Origin of the sequence: Streptomyces sp. NPDC047917 (assembly GCF_043204345.1) — a bacterium.
Classification (GTDB): Bacteria; Actinomycetota; Actinomycetes; order Streptomycetales; family Streptomycetaceae; genus Streptomyces; species Streptomyces sanglieri.
In genome coordinates this window covers 360,040-378,565 of record NZ_JBIDCA010000005.1, presented here as the reverse complement: position 1 = coordinate 378,565, position 18,526 = coordinate 360,040, and the positions used below count along the sequence as shown (strand labels likewise).

The window sequence follows — 18,526 nt, the reverse complement described above, 5'->3', positions numbered from 1 at the left end:
ACCGGCCGGTGGTGAAGACCGTCCGGACCCCGCGCGGCACCGCTCCACCCATGTCGCCGTGCCGACCGGGCGCTCCCGGAAGATCCCGGGCTGCGTCCGGACCTCGAAGGGCCGGGTCACCACCACCGTCGGGCGGAACTCCGCGTACACCAACGACGACACGGTCCCCAGGACCGGGCAGCAGCAGACGACGCGCCGGCGCGACCACGGCGCGACCACCGTGACGACGAAGACCGGCACCGCGCACCGAGGCCCGCCGGCACGCCCGGTCCCACCCCATCGGCGTCGGCATGGACACCCCGCTGCACGGCGACCACGACACCTACGAACCGAAGGCCGCCGTCACCCGGCGCCGAGTGCTTCTCGCCACATCCAGGACGGTCCACGCGCACCGGTGGCGCACGGACGCGGTCACGGACGACACCGTGGACACGACCGGCGGCCCCGCCCGCGAGAACGGCGTGGTCCGGGCCGCCGGCGGCGCCTCGTCCGAGACGTACCGGGGCACCACCGGCACCGGGGCCCGCTGCTCGCGGTCCCTGGCGACCGCGCACGGCCGGGTCGCCCGGCGACCGGCAGGGCCACTGCCGCCTCGCCGGCGTGGCCGCGGTGGCCCTGAAGGGCTGAGTCCGGGTATCGGCTGTCGGCGCGGGATGGCAGGCTTGTCCCCGTGACCGAGATTGACGCAAAGATCGATGCTCTCGTCCCCGCCTGGCTGCACCTGCCCGACATCGCCGAAATGCTCGATGTCCAGGTGACGCGCGTGCGGCAGCTGGTCAAGGAGGGCCAGCTGATCGCCGTACGACGTGGTGAGAACCGGACGCTCCAGGTGCCCGCCGCCTTCATCGACGGCGACAAGGTGGTCAAGGGCCTCTCCGGCACCCTGACGCTCCTGAGGGACGACGGCTACAACGACGAAGAGATGCTTGAGTGGCTCTTCACCCCCGACCCGACCCTGCCCGGCACCCCCGCCCAGGCACTGAGCGAGAATCGCGGCACGGAGGTGAAGCGCCGCGCCCAGGCGCTCGCCGTCTGACGGCCGGCCGCAGGTGAGGCGCGGGCCGCGCGAGAGCGCGCGGCCCGCGCCCGCACCGACCGTCGACAACCGCTCCACCACGCTCTCCCAGGGGGGAACCGCACCATGTCCACGCCTCGCGCGCTGCTGTCCGACGCCCGGCTCTATCTGTGCACGGACGCCCGCAGGCGCCAGGGCGACCTCCCCGAGTTCCTCGACACCGTCCTCGCCGCCGGGGTGGACATCGTCCAGCTCCGCGACAAGGGCATGGAGGCGGCCGAGGAGCTCGACCATCTGGCCGTCCTCGCCGAGGCGTGCCGGCGCCACGGCAAGCTCCTCGCCGTGAACGACCGGGCCGACGTCGCCCATGCCATCGGCACCGATGTGCTGCACCTCGGCCAGGGCGACCTGCCGGTGCCCGCCGCCCGCGCCGTCATCGGCCGGGACGTGGTGATCGGCCGCTCCACACACGCCCGCTCCGAGGTCGACGCGGCCGTCGCCCAGCCCGGCGTGGACTACTTCTGCACCGGCCCCTGCTGGGCCACCCCGACCAAGCCCGGGCGGCACGCCCCGGGCCTGGACCTGGTGCGGTACGCCGCCTCGCTCGACCAGCCGCGTCCCTGGTTCGCCATCGGCGGGATCGACGCCGGCAATCTCGACGAGGTGCTGGACGCCGGGGCCCGTCGGGTGGTCGTCGTCCGGGCGATCACCGAGGCCGCCGATCCGGCCGCCGCCACCGCCGGCCTGGCCAGGAGGATCAGGGAGCGCGCCGCGGTGTGATCCGGCCGACCGGCCGGAAGCGGTCTCCGGCGGCCGGGAGGCGATATCCGGCCGACTGTCCGAGGGATGGACAAACAACCAGTCAATTCGGGCAATTCATGCTGGTCCGGTCCATCGGCCGTCGCGCTCTGGTTAACCTGCCGGTATGGCCCTTGGCACACCATCCACCAGGACAGATCACGCACGCACGGTGCGTGAGTTCCTCGCGACCGGCAAGACCTCGTACTCGTTCGAGTTCTGGGCGCCCAAGACCGAGAAGGGCGAGCGAAACCTCTGGAACGCGCTGCGCCGGGTCGAGGCGGTGCGGCCGAGCTTCGTCTCCGTGACCTACGGGGCCGGTGGCTCCACCCGGGCCGGGACGGTCAAGGCCACCGAGCAGATCGCGGCCGATTCCACCCTCACTCCGGTCGCCCACCTCACGGCGGTCAACCACTCCGTCGCCGAGCTGCGCAACATGGTTGGGCAGTACGCGGACGCCGGGATCCGGAACATCCTCGCCGTGCGCGGAGACCCGCCGGGCGACCCGATGGGCGAGTGGATCGAGCACCCGCAGGGCGTGCGGTACGCGGCCGATCTCGTCCGGCTCATCAAGGAATCCGGTGATTTCTGTGTCGGCGTCGCGGCATTTCCCGAGATGCACCCGCGATCGACCGACTGGGACACCGACATCCGGCATTTCGTGGACAAGTGCCGCGCCGGTGCCGACTATGCGATCACGCAGATGTTCTTCAATCCGGAGGACTATCTGCGTATGCGTGACCGGGTGGTCGCTGCGGGTTGCGAAACTCCGATCATTCCCGAAGTCATGCCACTGACCAGCGTCAAACAGTTGGACAGATTTGCGCAGCTCAGCAACGCGTCTTTCCCCTCGTCCCTGAAAGAACGCATCCTCGCCGCCAAGGACGATCCCGCCGCTGTACGCTCCATTGGCATCGACTTCGCAACGCAGTTCTGCGCGAGGCTGCGATCCGAGGGTGTGCCCGGACTGCACTTCATCACGCTCAACAACTCGACGGCGACGCTCGAAATCTACGAAAATCTCGGACTGCACAAGCAGTCGTGACCGGCCGTACCCGCCGCGACCCGGGGGGTGGCCGTAGGAGGGGGCGGGCATGGGCTGGACAGTCCTCTACATCGCGTTCGGAATCGTCGCGCTGTGGCTGCTCGGCGAGGTGCTCCTGCAGTACAAGGCGCGCCTGAGATGGCGTCTGCTCGCCTTCGCGGGCTTCGGCATCGTGGTCGTCGGCGTGCTGATGCCGTCGGTGTTCGTCATCGTCCTCGGCACGATCGCCTTCGCGACCGGCCAGACGTACGTCACGCTCTCCTTCCGGCGCGGGTTCTCCACCGGCTGGGCCATAGGGGGCAACCCCGGTGAGAGCCGTCGTCGTCGCGGCGGCGGCGAGCGGGAGGGCCGCGGGCCCACCCTCCAGGTGTCGGACCTGGAGATGGCGCACGACGAGAACGCCCCGCAGCCCGCCCCCGGGGCTCCGGCCGAGGCGGTCTACGAACCCGAGCCGATGCCGGACGACACCGGGCAGTACGGCGTCTACTCCGACCACCACCGGTCCCGGCAGGAGCAGGACCCCCAGGAGCAGCCCCAGCCCCAGTACGCCGCCTACGAGCCGTACACCGACCCCGCCCCGTACGGTTCCCCGGGCCAGGACGCCTACGCCGGGCACGACGCCTACGCCGGTCAGGACCCGCTCGCCGGGCAGTACGACTACGGGACCGACCGGCAGCAGTACGCCGCCTACTCCGACCCGTACATCGGGACCGGCACCACCGGCGGCGCCCCGCAGTACGACGCGTACGACGGCTACGGCAACGGCAACGGCTACGACAGCTTCGGCGGCCGGCAGGAGTACCCCGCCGACCCGTACGCCCAGCAGTACGCCACCGACACCCCGCCGGGCGGCGTCTGGGTGCCGCAGCAGCGCGAGGGCGAGCAGTACCCGGCCGCACCGCCGGAGCCGCCCGCACAGCCCGCCCCGTACCCGAACGGCTACAACAACGGCAACGGCTACGACGAACAGCAGTACCGCTACTGACGACGGACGGCTGCCCGGACCAGCGGGAGCCCGCGAGGCGCGGAGGTCACTGCGAGCCGCGGAAGTCGTCGCCCTCCACGATCAGCCCGGCGACCAGGGCTCCGGACATGCCCGCGTGCGCGAGCCCGCCGCCGGGGTGCGACCAGCCGCCCGCGGCGTAGAGCCCCGGCAGCCGGGTGCGATTGCCGGGACGCAGATACGCGCCGCCCGCCCCGGCCAGCGCGGGCGCGGGCACCGAACCGCCCTCGGCGCCGGTCTCGGCGGCCGTCTCGGCCGGCGTCCGCACCTCGGCGCGGAGCAGCCGCTCCCGTATCCCGGGCACGGCCGCGGCCGCCGCCTCGATCAGCGAATCGGCACACCGCTCGCGCACCGCCGGGTCCGTCCAGTCCACCGCGCCGTGCGGGGCGACCGTCGCCGTCAGGGTCACCGCCTCGTGGCCGTCGTCGGGACGGGTCGACGGGTCGTCGGGGCGCAGCACCGTCACCGTGGGACGCTCGGCGAGCCGTCCGCCGAACACCGCCTCGCGCTCCGCCGCACCGTCGGCCGGGTGCACCACCGTCCGGTGCGCGGTCTCCGAGGGCCGGGCGCCGCGCAACGAGAGCAGAACCATGAACCGGCCCGGCACCGATCCGTGCCCGGGGCCCGGCCGCCCCGCCATGTCGTCGTCCTGCCACAGCTCCTGACCCGGCACCAGCCCCGGCCACGGCCGGGCCCCCAGCACCACATGACCGGCCTCCGCGACCGTCCCGTCCGCCAGCTCGACGCCGGCCGCCCGGCCGTCCTTCTCGACGACCCGGGCCACCTCGGTGCCGAAGGCGAACTCGACCTTCCGGGCCAGGCACCGCTCGTACACCGCCCGCGCCAGGGCCCGTGTCCCACCGGAGACGTACCAACTGCCGAACGTCTCCTCCATGTACGGCAGCAGGGCCGCCGCCGCCGGTGCGCGCTGCGGGTCGAGCCCGTACGACAGGGCGTACCCGTCGAGGAGCGCGGCCAGCCGGGGGTCCGTCAGCTCCCACGCGCCGATCTCCGCGACCGTGCCCGCCTGCCGGGCGGAGCGCAGCAGGCGGCGCTGCCGGAGCGCCGGATAGGGATCGCGGCCGAGCACCTGACGGTCGGCGCGCAGCGGCTCCTCCAGGAGCGGGCGACGTGACCGGTCCCAGGCGTCGCGGGCCCGGTCCAGGAACCCGCCCCAGACCGCGCCCGCACCGCCGCCGAGCGCGCCGTCGAGCGCGGAGACGACCCCGGCCCGCGAGGCGTTCGGCAGCGAGACCGCCGTGCCGTCGGCGAACAGGTGGCGGCTCGCCGGATCGACCTGCGTCATCGTGACGCACCGCTCCAGCGGCTCCTTGCCGGTCTTCACGAACAGGTCGCGGTAGACGGCGGGCAGATGGAGCAGCGCCGGGCCGGTGTCGAAGACGAAGCCCTCATGGGCGTACCGGCCCACCGAACCGCCGAAGGTCTCCGACCGCTCGTACACCGTCACCCGGTGGCCTGCCACGGCGAGCCGGGCGGCCGCCGCCATCGCGCCCATCCCGGCGCCGATCACCGCAATACGTGCCATGTCAGTGACCTTAACGGCCGCCACCGACAGTCACCCCGGCGGCTGGTGCGCACCCGCTCCGGCCAGGCGTTTCTCCTCGCGCCGCTGGGCCCTGCGGCGCAGGAACCGGCGGATTCTGGAGGCCAGGAAGGCCACTACGACGATGCCCAGCAGCAACAGCGTCCCCGCGATGACCGCGGCCGCCACCGGATGGAATATCGCGAAGGTGACGATCCCGGCGACGCCGAGGTCCTCGGCGATGCTCACCGCGACATTGCTGAACGGCTCGGGGGAGGAGTTCACCGCCATCCTGGTGCCCGCCTTCACCAGATGGCTCATCAGCGCAGTGGACCCGCCGATCGCCGCCGCCGCGAGTTCCGGCAGTGAACCGCTCTCACCGGCCAGCAACGCGGCCACGACGGCACCGGCGAGCGGCCTGACGACGGTGTGCACCGAGTCCCAGACCGTGTCCACGTACGGGATCTTGTCCGCCACCACCTCGCACAGGAAGAGCACGCCGGCCACCACGAGGACATCGGTGCGCTGCAGTGATGCGGGAACCTCGTCGCTCAGACCGGTCACGCCGAAGACGCCGAGCAGCAGGACCACCGCGTAGGAGTTGATCCCGCTCGCCCAGCCGCTTGTGAATACCAGAGGAAGTACGGACACGGACGCGATCGTAACCAGATGGCGCAACGCCGGGGAGGGGTTCGGTGCGCAGGCCTGAGTATCCGTACCTAGGCGACGAGATGAGTAGGTGTGCGGATGGGCTCCCACCTGCGCGGACGGGAGAGTGGAGCGCACGGAGAGGGGCGCGGCTCCCGCACCGCCGACACGGGGCGGCGGAACGGTCGCGGCGCTCCCTCCGGCACGAGGGGAAACGAGGGAAATCGGGGGAAGCACGGGGGAGTTCGACGGAGAGTCCGGGGCCACGGGGGAGAACGGGGCCACGGGGGAAGGCTCTCCGGCAGCACGGAAGACGCCGGTCCGGCGGAGGCTCGGGGGGATCGAGCCTCGCCGGACCGGCGTCTTCCGTGCCGCGCGCGCCGCGATCGCCACGCGCCGGGCCGGGCGGGTCAGCGCCCGCTGACCCGCCCGTACAGGAGCAGCGACAGCGCCGAGTGCACATCGTCGATCGAACGCTCCGGCTGGAACGCCTGCCAGTCCAGGGCCGCCACCAGCACCATGCCGACCAGCGCGGCCGCCGTCAGCGGGATGTCGATCTCCTCGCTCAGCTCACCGTTGCCCACGCCCTCGCGCAGTACCCCCTCGACCACCGCGACGGCTTCCTGACGCACCACCAGGAGCGTGCCCTGCCAGGCCCGGTTGGTGCGCCACAGCTCCGCGACGTACAGCTGGGTGAAGGCCGGATAGCGGTCGATGAAGACCAGGCCGGCCCGGATCATCCCGTCCAGGGCCTCGACCTTGGTGCCGCCGCGCTCCTCGGTCTCCTCGGCCGCGGAGCGCAGCGAGGCCGTCAGCAGCCCGACGCCATGACGCAGCAGCTCCTCGAAGAGCTCGGTCTTGCTCTTGAAGTTGTAGTAGACCGTGCCCTTGGCGACCCCGGCCCGCTCGGCGATCTCGTCCACCGTGGTCGCGGAGAAGCCCTTCTCGGCGATGAGGGTCACGGCCGCCTCGTAGAGCTTCTGCCGGGTGGCCCGCCGACGCGTGGTGCTGCTGCTTTCCATGCCCCCGATTCTCACAGGTTCCGGCGTGCTCACAGGCTCAGCTCCGGGTGCAGCCGGTCCAGGGTCCACACCTGCTTGCGGCGTGCGGCGAGCGCGGTCAGGGCCAGCGCCCCCGCGGTGAAGGCCAGCAGCACCGCGCTGCCCTGCCAGACCGGGCCCAGGCCGCCGCCCGTGATCAGCCGGCGCAGCCCCTCGACGATGTAACTCATCGGCAGGTAGGGGTGGATCGCGTTGAAGAACCCGGGGCTGGTCTGGACGGGATACGTTCCCCCGGCCGAGGTCAGCTGGAGCATCAGCACCGCCAGTACGAGGATCCGTCCCGCGGCTCCGAACCGGGCGTTCAGCCACTGAACGATCGCGGCGAAGCAGCAGGTCACCAGTGCCAGGAAGCCGACCGTTCCGGCGGCGCGGGTCATCTGCAGGCCGAGTCCCCAGTGCAGTACGGACATCAGGGCGGCCACCTGGAGCAGACCGATCGCGGCCACCGGCAGCCAGCCCGCGAAGGCGATCCGCCAGGCGGAGGCCCCGGCGGCGAGCGCGCGCCGGTTGAGCGGCTGGATCAGCATGTAGGCCACCATCGCGCCGACCCAGAGGGAGAGCGGGATGAAGTAGGGCGCGAAGCCGGTGCCGTAGTTGGGGGCCGCGTGCAGCGACTGGGAGGCCAGCTGCACCGGGTCGGCCATGACCCCGGTACGGGCGTCGCGGTCCTTCTTGTCGTAGTCGGGGATCTTGCCGACGCCGTCGTTGAGCCCCTCGGCGAGGGTGGCCGAGCCGTCGCCGAGCCGGATCAGCCCGCCGTCCAGGTTCGTCGCGCCCTTCCTGAGGTCGCTCACACCGGAGTCCAGGTCGGCGGAGCCGGTCCTGGCCGTGGCCAGGCCGGTGTGCAGGTCGTCGGCCCCCTTGGCGACCTTGTGGGCGCCGGTGTTGAGCGCGTTGATCTTCTTGACGGCGGACTCCAGGTCCTCGTCCAGCCGCGGTGCGTGCTCGGCCAGGTCGTCGGCCTGCCGCTGGAACGTGGTCAGCTGGGTGCGCAGCTTCTTCAGGTCCCCGTTCTGGTTCGTGACCAGTACGTTCACGTCGTCGGCGACCTTCGCGACATCGGCCGCCGTGGTCGTGGCGCGCTTGAGCGGCGGGCAGACGTCGGGGTCGTCGGGCTGCTGGTCCACGCAGGTGGTGCGGTGGATCTCGGCCAGGTCGTCGGAGGCCGTGTGGGCGGCGGTGGCCGCGGTGGGTGCCGCCTTCACCAGCAGGTCGAGGTTGTCCAGCACGGTCTGCGAGGAGTCGGAGACCAGCCGGGCGGTGTCGGCGATCGACTTGCCGTTGTCCTTCAGGAACGGGCGGACGTCGGCCGCCACCCCGTTCACCTTGTCGGCGAGCTGCTGGGTGCCGTCGGCCACCTGCCGGGAGCCGGTCTCCAGATCGCCCGCGCCCTTGTTCAGCTTGACGATCCCGCCGGCCAGCCGGCCGCTGCCGGCCTTGGCGTCCTTGAGCCCGTCCGCGAGATCCTCCGATCCCTTCTTGGCCTTGCCGATGCCGCCCTTGAGGTCGTCGGCCCCCTTGGCGGCCTTCGCCGTCGCGTCGTGGAGGTCGGAGAAGTTGATGAAGATCCGGTCGTAGAAGCCGCGCGAGGCATTGGTCGACGCGGCGGTGCGCACCTCGGAGAAGACCGTCCGGGAGATCTGCCCGACGATGTAGTTGTTGGCGTCGTTGGTCCGCACCTGGAGGGCGCCGGTCTCGGGGGAGTCACCGGAACTGGACGCGATCCGCCTGCTGAAGTCCGACGGCATGGTGAGCGAGAGGTAGTACGTGCCGTCCTCGACACCCTTGTCGGCCTCGGCGGAACTCACCTCGTGCCAGTCGAAGACCTTGGAGTCGAGGAGCTTGCCGGTGATCTCGTCGCCGGCCGCGACGCGCTTGCCGGCGGCGGTGGTGCCCTGGTCGTTGTTGACCAGCGCGACGGGGATCTTGTCGAGGCGGCCGTACGGATCCCAGAAGGACCACAGGTACAGCGCGCCGTAGAGCAGCGGCAGGAGCAGCAGTGCGACGAGTGCGGCGCGCGGCAGCTTTCCCCTGCCGAAGCGCCTGAGCTCAAGCGCGGCCAGTCTCGGCGAACGCATCGGCCGTTCCTTCCTCGGTCGTGTCTGTCTCGGTCGTGCCTGCCTCGGCGGTTTCTTCCCCGGCCGGGTCGGCCCCGGCAGCGGTGTCCGTGCGCAGGGTGATCGCGCCCTCGGGCGCCTGGCTGCAGACGGCGAGCACGGTGGTGCCGCCGGCCGCGACGGACCGCAGCAGCTCCCAGGCCTCGGCGCGTTCGGCGTCGGAGAGCTTGAGATCGGTGTCGTCCACCGCGAGCAGCCGGGGGTTGCCGATCAGCGCGAGGGCGATGGACAGCCGCAGTGCCTCCAGCCGTTCCAGGTCCCGTACGGAGGTCCGCTCGCCCTTGGGCAGCGTGGCCGGGTCGAGCCCGGCGGCGTCCAGCGCCGCGTCGATCCGTCCCCGGGCGGTGGCGATCCGTTCGGCACGCGGACGCAGTAGGGCCCGCAGCGAACCGTCGAAGCGGCGCTGCAGCAGGGCCCGCTCGCGCAGGTGCTCGGCGACGGTGAAGGCCGGGTCGAGCTCGCTGACACCCGGGACGGGCCCCAGCGCGGCGATGCGGCGTACGGCGGCCATCTTGCGCGGCAGGCGCAGCCCGCCGATCTTCGCCTGGCCCTCGGTGGGGCGCATCCGGCCGGTGAGGGCGAGCAGCAGGCAGGTGCGGCCGGAGCCGGACGGGCCCTCGATCGCCACCAGCGAACCGGGCCCGGCGTCGACCCCCAGGCCCCGGAAGGCCCAGCCGCGCGGTCCCTTGAGGCCGAAGTTCTCGGCGGTGACGGATGCCCCGTGCGGGCTGTCCACGGTCCCTCCCCCTGTTTTGAACTGACCGGTCAGTTCAAAAAGGTAGCCCGAACTTGCGAACGAAGCAAAAGAGCAGGTCAGGGCGGGGTCGAGACCGATTGTCAGTGGTGACCCCCACGATGGATACATACGGCCACGGAGCCGTTACACGAGACAGGAGGTTTCGTCATGGCCCACTCGTCCGCAGCAGCCGCACCCCGGCGCCGCGCAGACGGCCCTGCCCCCTCACTGACCGGCCCGGCAAGCGATGTCCACCCCGTTCTGCGCCGCACCACGGCGCCGCCCGCCGCCCTCGATCTGCTCGCCAAGGCCCGCGCCGGCCTCGACGAGGCCGCCGTTCTCGACGTGCCGAACGAGCGGTACGCCACCGCCCACCTCGCGGCGCTGCGCACCGCCGCCGCGGTGCTCGCCGCGCGGGCCCGCCCGGAGACGTCCGGGCGGCGCCGCGGGCGCATCCGCAGCGCCTGGGAGGTCCTGCCCGAAATCGCCCCCGAGCTGACCGAGTGGAGCGCGCTGTTCGCCTCCGGCGCCCGCCGCCGGGCCCGCGCGGAAGCCGGGATACCGGGTGCCGCCAGCCGGCGGGACGCCGACGACCTGCTGCGTGACGCGGCGATGTTCCTGCGTCTGGTCGAGCGGCTGCTGGTGCTCCAGCCGGTGCTTCCGCAGGCCAGGAGGGAGCGGCCGGACGCGGGATGACGGCAGCGGCGGTGTGAGGCAATAGGGTGGGCAGCGCTCGTACCACCTGCACTGTTCACGCTCCGCCGTCCCAGGCGGCACCGTGCCGAGGAGTCATCTGCCGTGTCGGACCAGCTGCGCCCCCGCGCCTCCCTCCGTACCGCCGTGGTCTGGGAGGTCCTCAAGGACGCCCTCGACCACCGGGTGAAGGCGACCGGCAGGGACGCCCTGGATGTGCTGGACACCGGCGGCGGCACCGGCAACTTCGCGGTGCCGGTCGCCCGTCTCGGCCACCGTGTCACCGTCGTCGACCCCAGCCCCAACGCGCTCTTCGCGCTGGAGCGCCGCGCGGCCGAGGCCGGGGTCGCCGACCGGGTCCGCGGTGTCCAGGGCGACATCCACGGCCTGTTCGACGTGGTCGAGCGCGATGGGTACGACGCGGTGCTGTGCCACGGCGTCCTGGAGTACGTGGACGACCCGGCCGAAGGGGTGCGCAACGCCGTGGCGGCGCTCCGGCCGTCCGGTGCACTCAGCCTGCTCGCCGCCGGGCTCGGTGGCGCCGTCCTGGCCCGGGCGCTCGCCGGACACTTCACCGAGGCCCGGCAGGCGCTCGACGACCCGGCGGGCCGCTGGGGCGAGGGCGACCCGGTGCCCCGGCGCTACACCGCGGAGCAGCTCACCGAGCTGGTCTCCGGTGCCGATGTCGAGGTCGGTGCGGTCCACGGCGTACGGATCTTCGCGGACCTTGTGCCGGGCGTGCTGGTGGACACGGAGCCCGGTGCGGTCGAGGCCCTGCTGAAGCTGGAGTCCGCCGCGGCCGAACTGCCCGCCTTCCACTCGGTGGCGACGCAGCTGCACGTTCTGGGCACCAAGCGCGCCTGAGCGCGGTCGGGTCCGGTGGTAGCTCGGCCGTAGCGCTGCTGATCAGCGACGCAGCGGCAGACGGAGTACGCACCGGGCCCCCCGATCGGGGGCTTCGCCCCGTATGATCGGGGGACACCATCCGGCATGACGGATCGGAGGTTGGGGAATCAACGCCTCAGCAGCTGAGCCGTCGTGGCGGCCCGGACTGGCTGATGGGCAAGAAGGCGGGTTTCACGGGGGCGATTCCCTGCCTATCCTGGAAGGGCCGCATACCGGCCGCCCCCCGCGGCCGACGACGAGGAGGACTCCGTGCCGCTCTCGGAGCACGAGCAGCGAATGCTCGAGCAAATGGAGCGAGCGCTGTACGCCGAAGATCCCAAGTTCGCGACAGCGCTCGAGGGAAGCGGGCTGCGTACGTACACCCGGCGACGGGTCTACCAGGCGGTCGCAGGCTTCCTTGTGGGTATCGCGCTCCTCATGACCGGAATGGTCGCCCAGCAGATCTGGATCAGCGTGGTGGGTTTTCTCGTCATGCTGGGCTGCGCGGTCCTTGCGGTCACTGGTTGGCGCAAGGCGCCCAAACCGGGCGAGCATCCGGCAGCCGGGCGCGGTGGCGAGCGCAGCCGGCCCAGGCAACGCCGGACCGTGATGAACCGGATCGAGCAGCGGTGGCAGCGCCGCCGCGACGAGCAGGGCCAGTAGGTCCTCGGACACACTTGGGTGAGGGGCGGCCGCGGCGACGCGGCCGCCCCTCACGTATGCCCGGGACCGGTCACCGCGGACTCGTACCGGGCCACCGGGCCGATTGCCGTGCCTGAGCAGGATCAGAGGTAGCCGACTTCCCGTGCGGGAGCGGGGGGCAGGAGTCGGGGCCGAGGCAGGGGTAGGGGCCGGGGCAGGGGCCGGGGCTTCGAGCGGGCGGAGGCTTCGGCGGGCGGGGCGTACCTGGGCGGCCCCGCCCGGCCGCACAGGGGCGGGCCGGACCGCCGCTGCCGTCGGCCGAGCCTCGTGGGACAGCCGCCGTCGGCGCGGCGGGGCGCGGTCCGCGACCTGCCGCGGACCACGCCCCAGGTCAACCCTGCTGGCGCGACGGGCGCCGCAGCCACCCCGCCCACCGGTCACGGCTCCACAGCGCCGTCCATCCGCCGGTGAACGCCGCCCAGCGGTCCGCGGCCGCCCAGACCACCCGAACGGCCGAACGCGGAGCCACGACCGCCCGGATCCGGGCCAGGCGGCCGGCGGACGCCCGCAGACCGGCCCGTACCGTCGCCACGTCCTCGGCCAGGCCGGTGCTCACCCGGGGCTCAGGGGCGTAGAGCACCTGCTCCACCGCTCCGGCCACCCGGTGCACCGCATCGGCCGCGTCGGGTCCGAGCTGCCCCAGCCGCACCACCCGGTCCGCCGCCTTGCGTGGGGTCCGGGAGTCGTCCGGTTCGATGCCGTGGTCCCAGGCGGTGTCGGTGATCTCCTGCCAGGCCGCCAGCGTCCGGGCCGTGGCGTACTCCGGTGCGTCGGGTTCGACGCCCCGGCCCCGGTCGCCGCCGGTGCTGCCCTGCCCCATGGGCGGCGTTGCGAGCCGACCGCCCCCCGGCGTACGCCCGGCGGAGAGACCCAGCCTGCGCCTGCGTGCCCGCAACCGCCAGAGCAGCGGCAGCAGGGGCAGCGCGAGCAGCACCACGGCGAGCAGCACCACACCGACGACGGTGCCCGTCGGCGTCCCCGAATCCGTCGGCGGCTTCACGCCCGGTGCCGCCACGCTGCCGCACTCGCCCTGCTTGCGCATCTGCGCCGGGCAGCTGTCCGGGACGGACGGTGCGGCCGACGGAGCCGCCGAGGAGCCCTTCTCGGGCAGGGCCGGGATGTCCGTGTCGCCCGTGGGGACATTCTGCTGGGTGTACGGGGGTGTGGTGCCCCGCGTCGGGGTCGGCTCGAACCGGGTCCACCCCACGCCCTCGAAGTACAGCTCGGGCCAGGCGTGCGCATCGCGCAGCCCCACCGAGACCGAACCGTCCGGCTGCCCGGTGCCCGGGGTGAAGCCCACCGCGACCCGGGCCGGTATGCCCAGCGTCCGGGCCATCGCGGCCATCGAGAAGGAGAAGTGGACGCAGAAGCCCTGCTTCTCCTTCAGGAACCGGGTGATCGCAGCGCTGCCGGTGCCCGAGTTCACCGAGGTGTTGTAGCTGAAGCCGCCGTCCGAGGCGAAGTAGTCCTGCAGCTTCACCGCCCGCTCGTAATCGTTGGCGGCGCCCTGGGTCACCTGGTTCGCGGTCTCTTCCACGATCTTCGGCAGTGAGCCGGGAACACGGGTGTACTCGCGCCGCAGCTCCGCCGGCGCCGGGCCCGCCGAGGCGAGCTGCTCGGCGGTCGGTTCGACCACCAGGCTGGAGACCCGGTACTGCGCGCCGCGGGTCGTCTCCCCGCGGTCGCCCACGAGGGTCCGCCCCTCCGGTTCGTACCGCCAGCGCCCGTCGATGCCGACCTCGGTCGCCGGGTAGGGGAGCGGCAGATAGGTCTGCTGGTAGGAGCGGGACGCGGAGATGTTCGACGTGATCTCGGTGACCGCCACGTCGGGCCCGAGGCCCTCCGGCGCCGGGAGCCGCTTGGGCACGTCCTTGAGACGGCGGGTGGAGGGCCGCCACTCGCTGCCGTTGAACTGGTCCAGGGCCAGGATGCGCAGGTAGAAGTCCTGCGGGGCGCCGGAATTGGTGCGGTAGGACATCACCTGCCGGTTCTCCGGCTGGTTCAGATTGTCCTGCAGCGAGACCAGAGGGTTCACCGCGGAGATGGTGCCGCCGCCCCCCTTGCCGGCGCTGCCGGCGCCCGCGCCGAACAGCATTCCGCCTTCGAGCGCAGGCAGCGCCGCCGGGACGACCAGCGCGACGCCCAGCGCCAGCGCACCGATGCGGCGTCCGGTACGGACCGGGGCCGTCGGCCGGCTGCCCGCGAGCGCCGCTCCGAGCGCCGGTCCTCCCGGGGGCCTGCCGGTCGCGCCGCTGAAGACCCGCCCCCACTGGGAGAGCCGGTCCCGGCCCTCCGCCAGCAGGAGCAGCAGATATCCACCGGCCGCCAGCAGGAACCAGAGCCAGTCCGCCCCGCCTCCGGACAGCCCCGCGGCCACCGAGTAGAGCGCGAGGAGCGGCAGGCCGGCCGGGGCCGCGCTGCGGAACGTCACCGCGAGGGCGTCCACCACCAGGCCGACCAGCAGCACACCGCCGATCAGCATCAGCCGGATGCCGTCCGTCACGGGAGCCGGGGCGGCGTACCTGCCCACGTCCTCGGCGCCCGACGTCAGCAGATGCGACAGCCGCTGGACGGCCTCCGGGCCGGGCAGCAGACCGGCCATCGCCTGCTGCCTGGCGAACACCACCGTCAGCAGGACCAGCGTGACCAGCGCCTGCGCCGCGACGACCAGCGCACGGGGCACGGGCGCCCGGCGGACCAGCGCGCCCATCCCGCTCTGGACCGCCAGCAGGAACGCCGCCTGCAGGATCCACCCGGCAGGCTCGACCAGCGGCAGCATCGAGGCCGCCGCCATCAGCGTCGCCGCAAAGGCGCACAGCGCCAGCCGACCACGACCGCTCATGACCATCCCCCGGAGAAACCCGTCGTGCCGTCCGCCGCGGCGGACTGTGCCGCCACACCCTGCTGCCCCGCCTGCCGCCAGTACCGGGCGAGCCCGGCCCCGGGCGAGACCGCCACCGCCGTCCACCCCGATTCCCGCAGCAGCCGCAGCCGCCGCTCGGACGCCGCCTCCGCCCCCGCGGGCGGGACGTCGCCCTGCACCCAGTCCGTGCTGTCCAGCACGAACGCGACGGCACCGCCGCTGCGCTGCCGCATCCGCGCCGCCACCGCCGCCTGCTCCTCGTCCAGATCGCCGAAGAACGCGATCAGCAGCCCCTCGTTGCCACCTCGCATCACGTCGTACGCGCGCGACAGGCCACTGCCGTCGGAGTGGCCGACCACCGCCAGCGTGTCCATCATCAGCCCCGCCGAATCGGCGGACTCCTGCGTCGATCCGGCGAAACCGCCCGCGCCGTCGCCGGGCACCGCGGTCCCGTCGTCGGTCAGCAGCCGGACGGCGAAGCCGCGCTCCAGCATGTGCACCAGCGCGGACGCCGCCCCGGACACCGCCCACTCGAAGGCGGAGTCGGGCCCCGCCCCCTGGTAGGCGATCTGCCGGGTGTCCAGCAGGACCGTGCACCTGGCCCGCTGCGGCTGCTCCTCGCGGCGCACCATCAGCTCGCCGTAGCGCGCGGTGGAGCGCCAGTGGACCCGGCGCAGATCGTCGCCGTGCCGGTAACCGCGCGGGATCACGTCGTCGTCACCGGCCAGCGCCAGCGAACGCTGCCGTCCCTCGCCGTACCCCGACGCCTCCCCGGCCAGCCGCACCGGAGGCAGCGGCTCGGTCCGCGGAATGACGACGAGGGTGTCGTACGCGCTGAACGAACGGGTCAGCTCGCACATCCCGAACGGATCGCTCAGCCGCAGCTGCAACGGCCCGAGCGGATAGCGCCCGCGCAGATCCGACCGCACCCGGTAGGACACCTCGCGACGGCCGCCCGCCTCCACCCGGTCCAGCACGAACCGGGGGCGCGGCCCGAGCACATAGGGCACCCGGTCCTGGAGCATCAGCAGCCCGGTGGGCATCCGTGACACGTTCTCCATCCGCAGATGGACCCGGGCCTCCGAGCCTGCCGGGACCCGGGACGGCGACAGCCGCCGGGTGCCCGCGACCCGGTACCGGGTGCGGACGAGCACCACCACACAGACCAGCGGCAGCGCGGCGAGCAGCAGCCCGACCCGCAGCAGATCGGCCTGCCCGAGCACATAGGCGCAGACCGCCGCGGCGATCCCGGCCGCCAGGAAGGACCGCCCACGCGTGGTCAGCCCGCTCAGCGCGGCGCGCAGAGCGCCCTTCTCGCCGCCGTCGTCCGTCGCGGCCGGCCCCCCGGCGGCCATCACACCCGCCGTGCGCCGGGCTGCCGGCCGTACGGCACCCGGCCCGGCTGGTGCTGCGGCTGCACCTGCGTTCCGCCGTCCGCGGTCGGAACCGGTGTCTGCCGGAGGATCTCCTGCACGACCTGCTCGGCGGTACGGCGGTTCAGCTGGGCCTGTGCCGTCGGCAGCAGGCGGTGCGCGAGCACCGCGACCGCCAGCGCCTGGACATCGTCCGGCAGGCAGTAGTCCCGGCCGCTCAGAGCCGCGGAGGCCTTCGCCGCGCGCAGCAGATGCAGGGTGGCCCGCGGCGAGGCGCCGAGCCGGAGATCGGGATGGCTGCGGGTGGCCGCGACGAGCTCCACCGCGTACCGCCGCACGGCGTCGGCCACATGGACCGTGCGCACCGCGTCGATCAGCTTCACGATGTCGTGGGCGTGCGCCACCGGCTGGAGGTCGTCGAGCGGCGGGAGGCCGCCGTGCACGTCGAGCATCCGCAGCTCGGCCTCCGCACTCGGATAGCCGATCGAGACCCGCGCCATGAACCGGTCGCGCTGGGCCTCGGGCAGCGGATAGGTGCCCTCCATCTCCACCGGGTTCTGGGTGGCCACCACCATGAACGGATCGGGCAGCTCGTAGCTGTGTCCGTCGATGGTGACCTGGCGCTCCTCCATGGACTCCAGCAGCGCCGACTGGGTCTTCGGCGAGGCCCGGTTGATCTCGTCGCCGATCACGATCTGGGCGAAGATCGCGCCCGGTTTGAATTCGAAGTCGCGCCGCTGCTGGTCGAAGATGGACACACCGGTGATGTCCGAAGGCAGCAGGTCCGGCGTGAACTGAATGCGCCGCACCGAGCAGTCGATGGACCGTGCCAGAGCCTTGGCCAGCATCGTCTTGCCGACCCCGGGGACGTCCTCGATGAGGAGATGCCCCTCCGCCAGCAGTACGGTCAGCGAAAGCCGTACGACCTCAGGCTTGCCCTCGATCACACTCTCCACCGACCCGCGCACCCGCTCCGCGGTCGTGGTCAGATCTGTGAGGCTCGCTCGATCGTCATAGGTCGTCACCCGGCCCTCCTCGGCCCTGCCCCACGCTCTCCAGGAGCAGTGGGGTACCCCATTCACGGGCCGGCGCACGCAGCGGTCCAGCCCACCCCGAAACACGGACACCCCTTCGGACACGTCCGGCGGGATGTCACACGCGCATTCTCGTCGCCGTTACCGCTTCGTGTCACTCGCCTGTGGACAACTGGGGGCGAAATGCCGGTTTCGATGGGGTTTTCGGTTCCTGGAGGGTGGTGCCGGGGAGGTCAGACGACGGGAAGGATCTCCCGCAGCAGACCGGTGGTCACATCGAAGACGAAGCCGCGGACGTCGTCGGTGTGCAGCAGGAACGGCGAGGTGCGCACGCGCTGCATCGACTGCCGTACGTCCTGGTCGGCGTCCTTGTACGCCTCGACCGCCCAGACCGGACGCTGGCCGACCTCCACCTCCAGCTCCTGGCGGAACTCCTCGGTGATCGACTCCAGACCGCAGTTGGTGTGGTGGATCAGTATCACGCTGCGCGTGCCGAGGGCCCGCTGGCTGATGGTCAGCGAACGGATCACGTCGTCGGTGACCACGCCGCCCGCGTTGCGGATGGTGTGGCAGTCACCGAGCGCCAGGCCCAGCGCGTCGTGCAGGTCGAGCCGGGCGTCCATGCAGGCGACCACGGCGACGCGCAGCACCGGCTTGGCGTCCATGCCCGGGTCTTCGAATTCGGCGGCGTACCGGACGTTCGCCTCGACGAGACGGTCGGTGACCGTACCTCCGTCACGGGCCTGGTCGGCATCGTTCGAGGAGAGCCGGACGGGGGAGTGCGCGGAGGTCGACATGGATACGACGTTAGCCCCCGCACCTGCTCCCGTCGGGGTGCGGGAAGGGACAAAGAACGTGGACGAGGCTTGTTGTGAGGTAACCCACAAGCCTCGCAACCGTTCGTCGTGGCGGGTGCGCAGGGGGCCCGGCGACGCGCAGCCGGGTTGATTGATCGGGAATCGATCGAATGGCAGGGTGGACTAAAGTGACGGGAAGTTACCGACACCCTG

The 18,526-nt window shown here is 72.5% G+C and carries 17 protein-coding genes; 8 read left to right on the top strand and 9 right to left on the bottom strand.

Features of this window, described 5'->3' with window-relative positions; translation table 11 throughout:
• The first annotated feature begins 290 nt into the window (after nt 1-290).
• From ACGF8B_RS14500 to ACGF8B_RS14480, 5 genes are all read left to right on the top strand, one after another.
• Nucleotides 291-674, top strand: coding sequence for a hypothetical protein (locus tag ACGF8B_RS14500; protein WP_392737955.1), 384 nt, complete (start codon nt 291-293; stop codon nt 672-674).
• A complete protein-coding gene (locus ACGF8B_RS14495) occupies nt 671-1,036 on the top strand; it encodes an Rv2175c family DNA-binding protein (protein WP_124718155.1) in 366 nt (121 codons plus the stop codon). Before ACGF8B_RS14500 ends, ACGF8B_RS14495 begins: the two co-directional genes overlap by 4 nt.
• 105 nt (nt 1,037-1,141) lie before the next feature.
• Nucleotides 1,142-1,795 (top strand): thiamine phosphate synthase, encoded by a 654-nt coding sequence (gene thiE, locus ACGF8B_RS14490; RefSeq protein ID WP_392737953.1) that lies wholly within the window; start codon nt 1,142-1,144, stop codon nt 1,793-1,795.
• Between the two features lie 145 nt (nt 1,796-1,940).
• The gene (gene metF / locus ACGF8B_RS14485) at nt 1,941-2,858 is read left to right on the top strand and encodes a methylenetetrahydrofolate reductase [NAD(P)H] (RefSeq protein WP_392737951.1); all 918 of its coding nucleotides are present in this window, start codon (nt 1,941-1,943) and stop codon (nt 2,856-2,858) included.
• A 49-nt stretch (nt 2,859-2,907) separates the two neighbouring features.
• The gene (locus tag ACGF8B_RS14480) at nt 2,908-3,843 is read left to right on the top strand and encodes a hypothetical protein (RefSeq protein WP_392737950.1); all 936 of its coding nucleotides are present in this window, start codon (nt 2,908-2,910) and stop codon (nt 3,841-3,843) included.
• 46 nt (nt 3,844-3,889) lie between these two features.
• On the opposite strand, the gene ACGF8B_RS14475 is transcribed toward ACGF8B_RS14480, so the two are convergent.
• From ACGF8B_RS14475 to ACGF8B_RS14455, 5 genes are all read right to left on the bottom strand, one after another.
• Nucleotides 3,890-5,407, bottom strand: a complete 1,518-nt coding sequence (locus tag ACGF8B_RS14475) for a phytoene desaturase family protein (protein ID WP_392737949.1) — start codon at nt 5,405-5,407, stop codon at nt 3,890-3,892.
• A 30-nt stretch (nt 5,408-5,437) separates the two neighbouring features.
• Nucleotides 5,438-6,055 carry a DUF4126 domain-containing protein gene (locus tag ACGF8B_RS14470; protein ID WP_392737947.1) on the bottom strand — a complete coding sequence of 206 codons (618 nt, stop codon included), beginning with the start codon at nt 6,053-6,055 and terminating at the stop codon, nt 5,438-5,440.
• Nucleotides 6,056-6,462: 407 nt separating this feature from the next.
• The gene (locus tag ACGF8B_RS14465; RefSeq protein ID WP_259930622.1) at nt 6,463-7,074 is read right to left on the bottom strand and encodes a TetR/AcrR family transcriptional regulator; all 612 of its coding nucleotides are present in this window, start codon (nt 7,072-7,074) and stop codon (nt 6,463-6,465) included.
• Between the two features lie 29 nt (nt 7,075-7,103).
• Nucleotides 7,104-9,191, bottom strand: coding sequence for a YhgE/Pip family protein (locus ACGF8B_RS14460; protein WP_392737944.1), 2,088 nt, complete (start codon nt 9,189-9,191; stop codon nt 7,104-7,106).
• Nucleotides 9,163-9,966, bottom strand: a complete 804-nt coding sequence (locus ACGF8B_RS14455) for an ATP-binding cassette domain-containing protein (RefSeq protein ID WP_392737943.1) — start codon at nt 9,964-9,966, stop codon at nt 9,163-9,165. Before ACGF8B_RS14455 ends, ACGF8B_RS14460 begins: the two co-directional genes overlap by 29 nt.
• Before the next feature lie 168 nt (nt 9,967-10,134).
• Here ACGF8B_RS14455 and ACGF8B_RS14450 point away from each other — a divergent pair, with 168 nt between their 5' ends.
• The 3 genes from ACGF8B_RS14450 to ACGF8B_RS14440 all read left to right on the top strand — a co-directional run bounded on the left by ACGF8B_RS14450 (nt 10,135) and on the right by ACGF8B_RS14440 (nt 12,207).
• Nucleotides 10,135-10,662 carry an SAV_6107 family HEPN domain-containing protein gene (locus tag ACGF8B_RS14450; RefSeq protein ID WP_342287405.1) on the top strand — a complete coding sequence of 176 codons (528 nt, stop codon included), beginning with the start codon at nt 10,135-10,137 and terminating at the stop codon, nt 10,660-10,662.
• Nucleotides 10,663-10,764: 102 nt separating this feature from the next.
• Nucleotides 10,765-11,523: a class I SAM-dependent methyltransferase gene (locus ACGF8B_RS14445; RefSeq protein ID WP_392737940.1), complete on the top strand. Its 759-nt coding sequence runs from the start codon at nt 10,765-10,767 to the stop codon at nt 11,521-11,523.
• A gap of 291 nt (nt 11,524-11,814) precedes the next feature.
• Nucleotides 11,815-12,207 (top strand): DUF3040 domain-containing protein, encoded by a 393-nt coding sequence (locus tag ACGF8B_RS14440; protein ID WP_342287407.1) that lies wholly within the window; start codon nt 11,815-11,817, stop codon nt 12,205-12,207.
• A 370-nt stretch (nt 12,208-12,577) separates the two neighbouring features.
• Here ACGF8B_RS14440 and ACGF8B_RS14435 read toward each other — a convergent pair whose 3' ends face one another.
• The 4 genes from ACGF8B_RS14435 to ACGF8B_RS14420 form a co-directional block, all read right to left on the bottom strand.
• Nucleotides 12,578-15,088, bottom strand: coding sequence for a DUF3488 and DUF4129 domain-containing transglutaminase family protein (locus tag ACGF8B_RS14435; protein ID WP_392737938.1), 2,511 nt, complete (start codon nt 15,086-15,088; stop codon nt 12,578-12,580).
• Nucleotides 15,085-16,464 carry a DUF58 domain-containing protein gene (locus tag ACGF8B_RS14430; protein WP_392737936.1) on the bottom strand — a complete coding sequence of 460 codons (1,380 nt, stop codon included), beginning with the start codon at nt 16,462-16,464 and terminating at the stop codon, nt 15,085-15,087. The genes ACGF8B_RS14435 and ACGF8B_RS14430 overlap by 4 nt, the downstream gene beginning before the upstream one ends.
• Nucleotides 16,464-17,507, bottom strand: coding sequence for an AAA family ATPase (locus ACGF8B_RS14425; protein ID WP_392737934.1), 1,044 nt, complete (start codon nt 17,505-17,507; stop codon nt 16,464-16,466). The genes ACGF8B_RS14430 and ACGF8B_RS14425 overlap by 1 nt, the downstream gene beginning before the upstream one ends.
• Before the next feature lie 242 nt (nt 17,508-17,749).
• Nucleotides 17,750-18,313: a beta-class carbonic anhydrase gene (locus ACGF8B_RS14420; RefSeq protein WP_392737932.1), complete on the bottom strand. Its 564-nt coding sequence runs from the start codon at nt 18,311-18,313 to the stop codon at nt 17,750-17,752.
• Between the last annotated feature and the right edge of the window lie 213 nt (nt 18,314-18,526).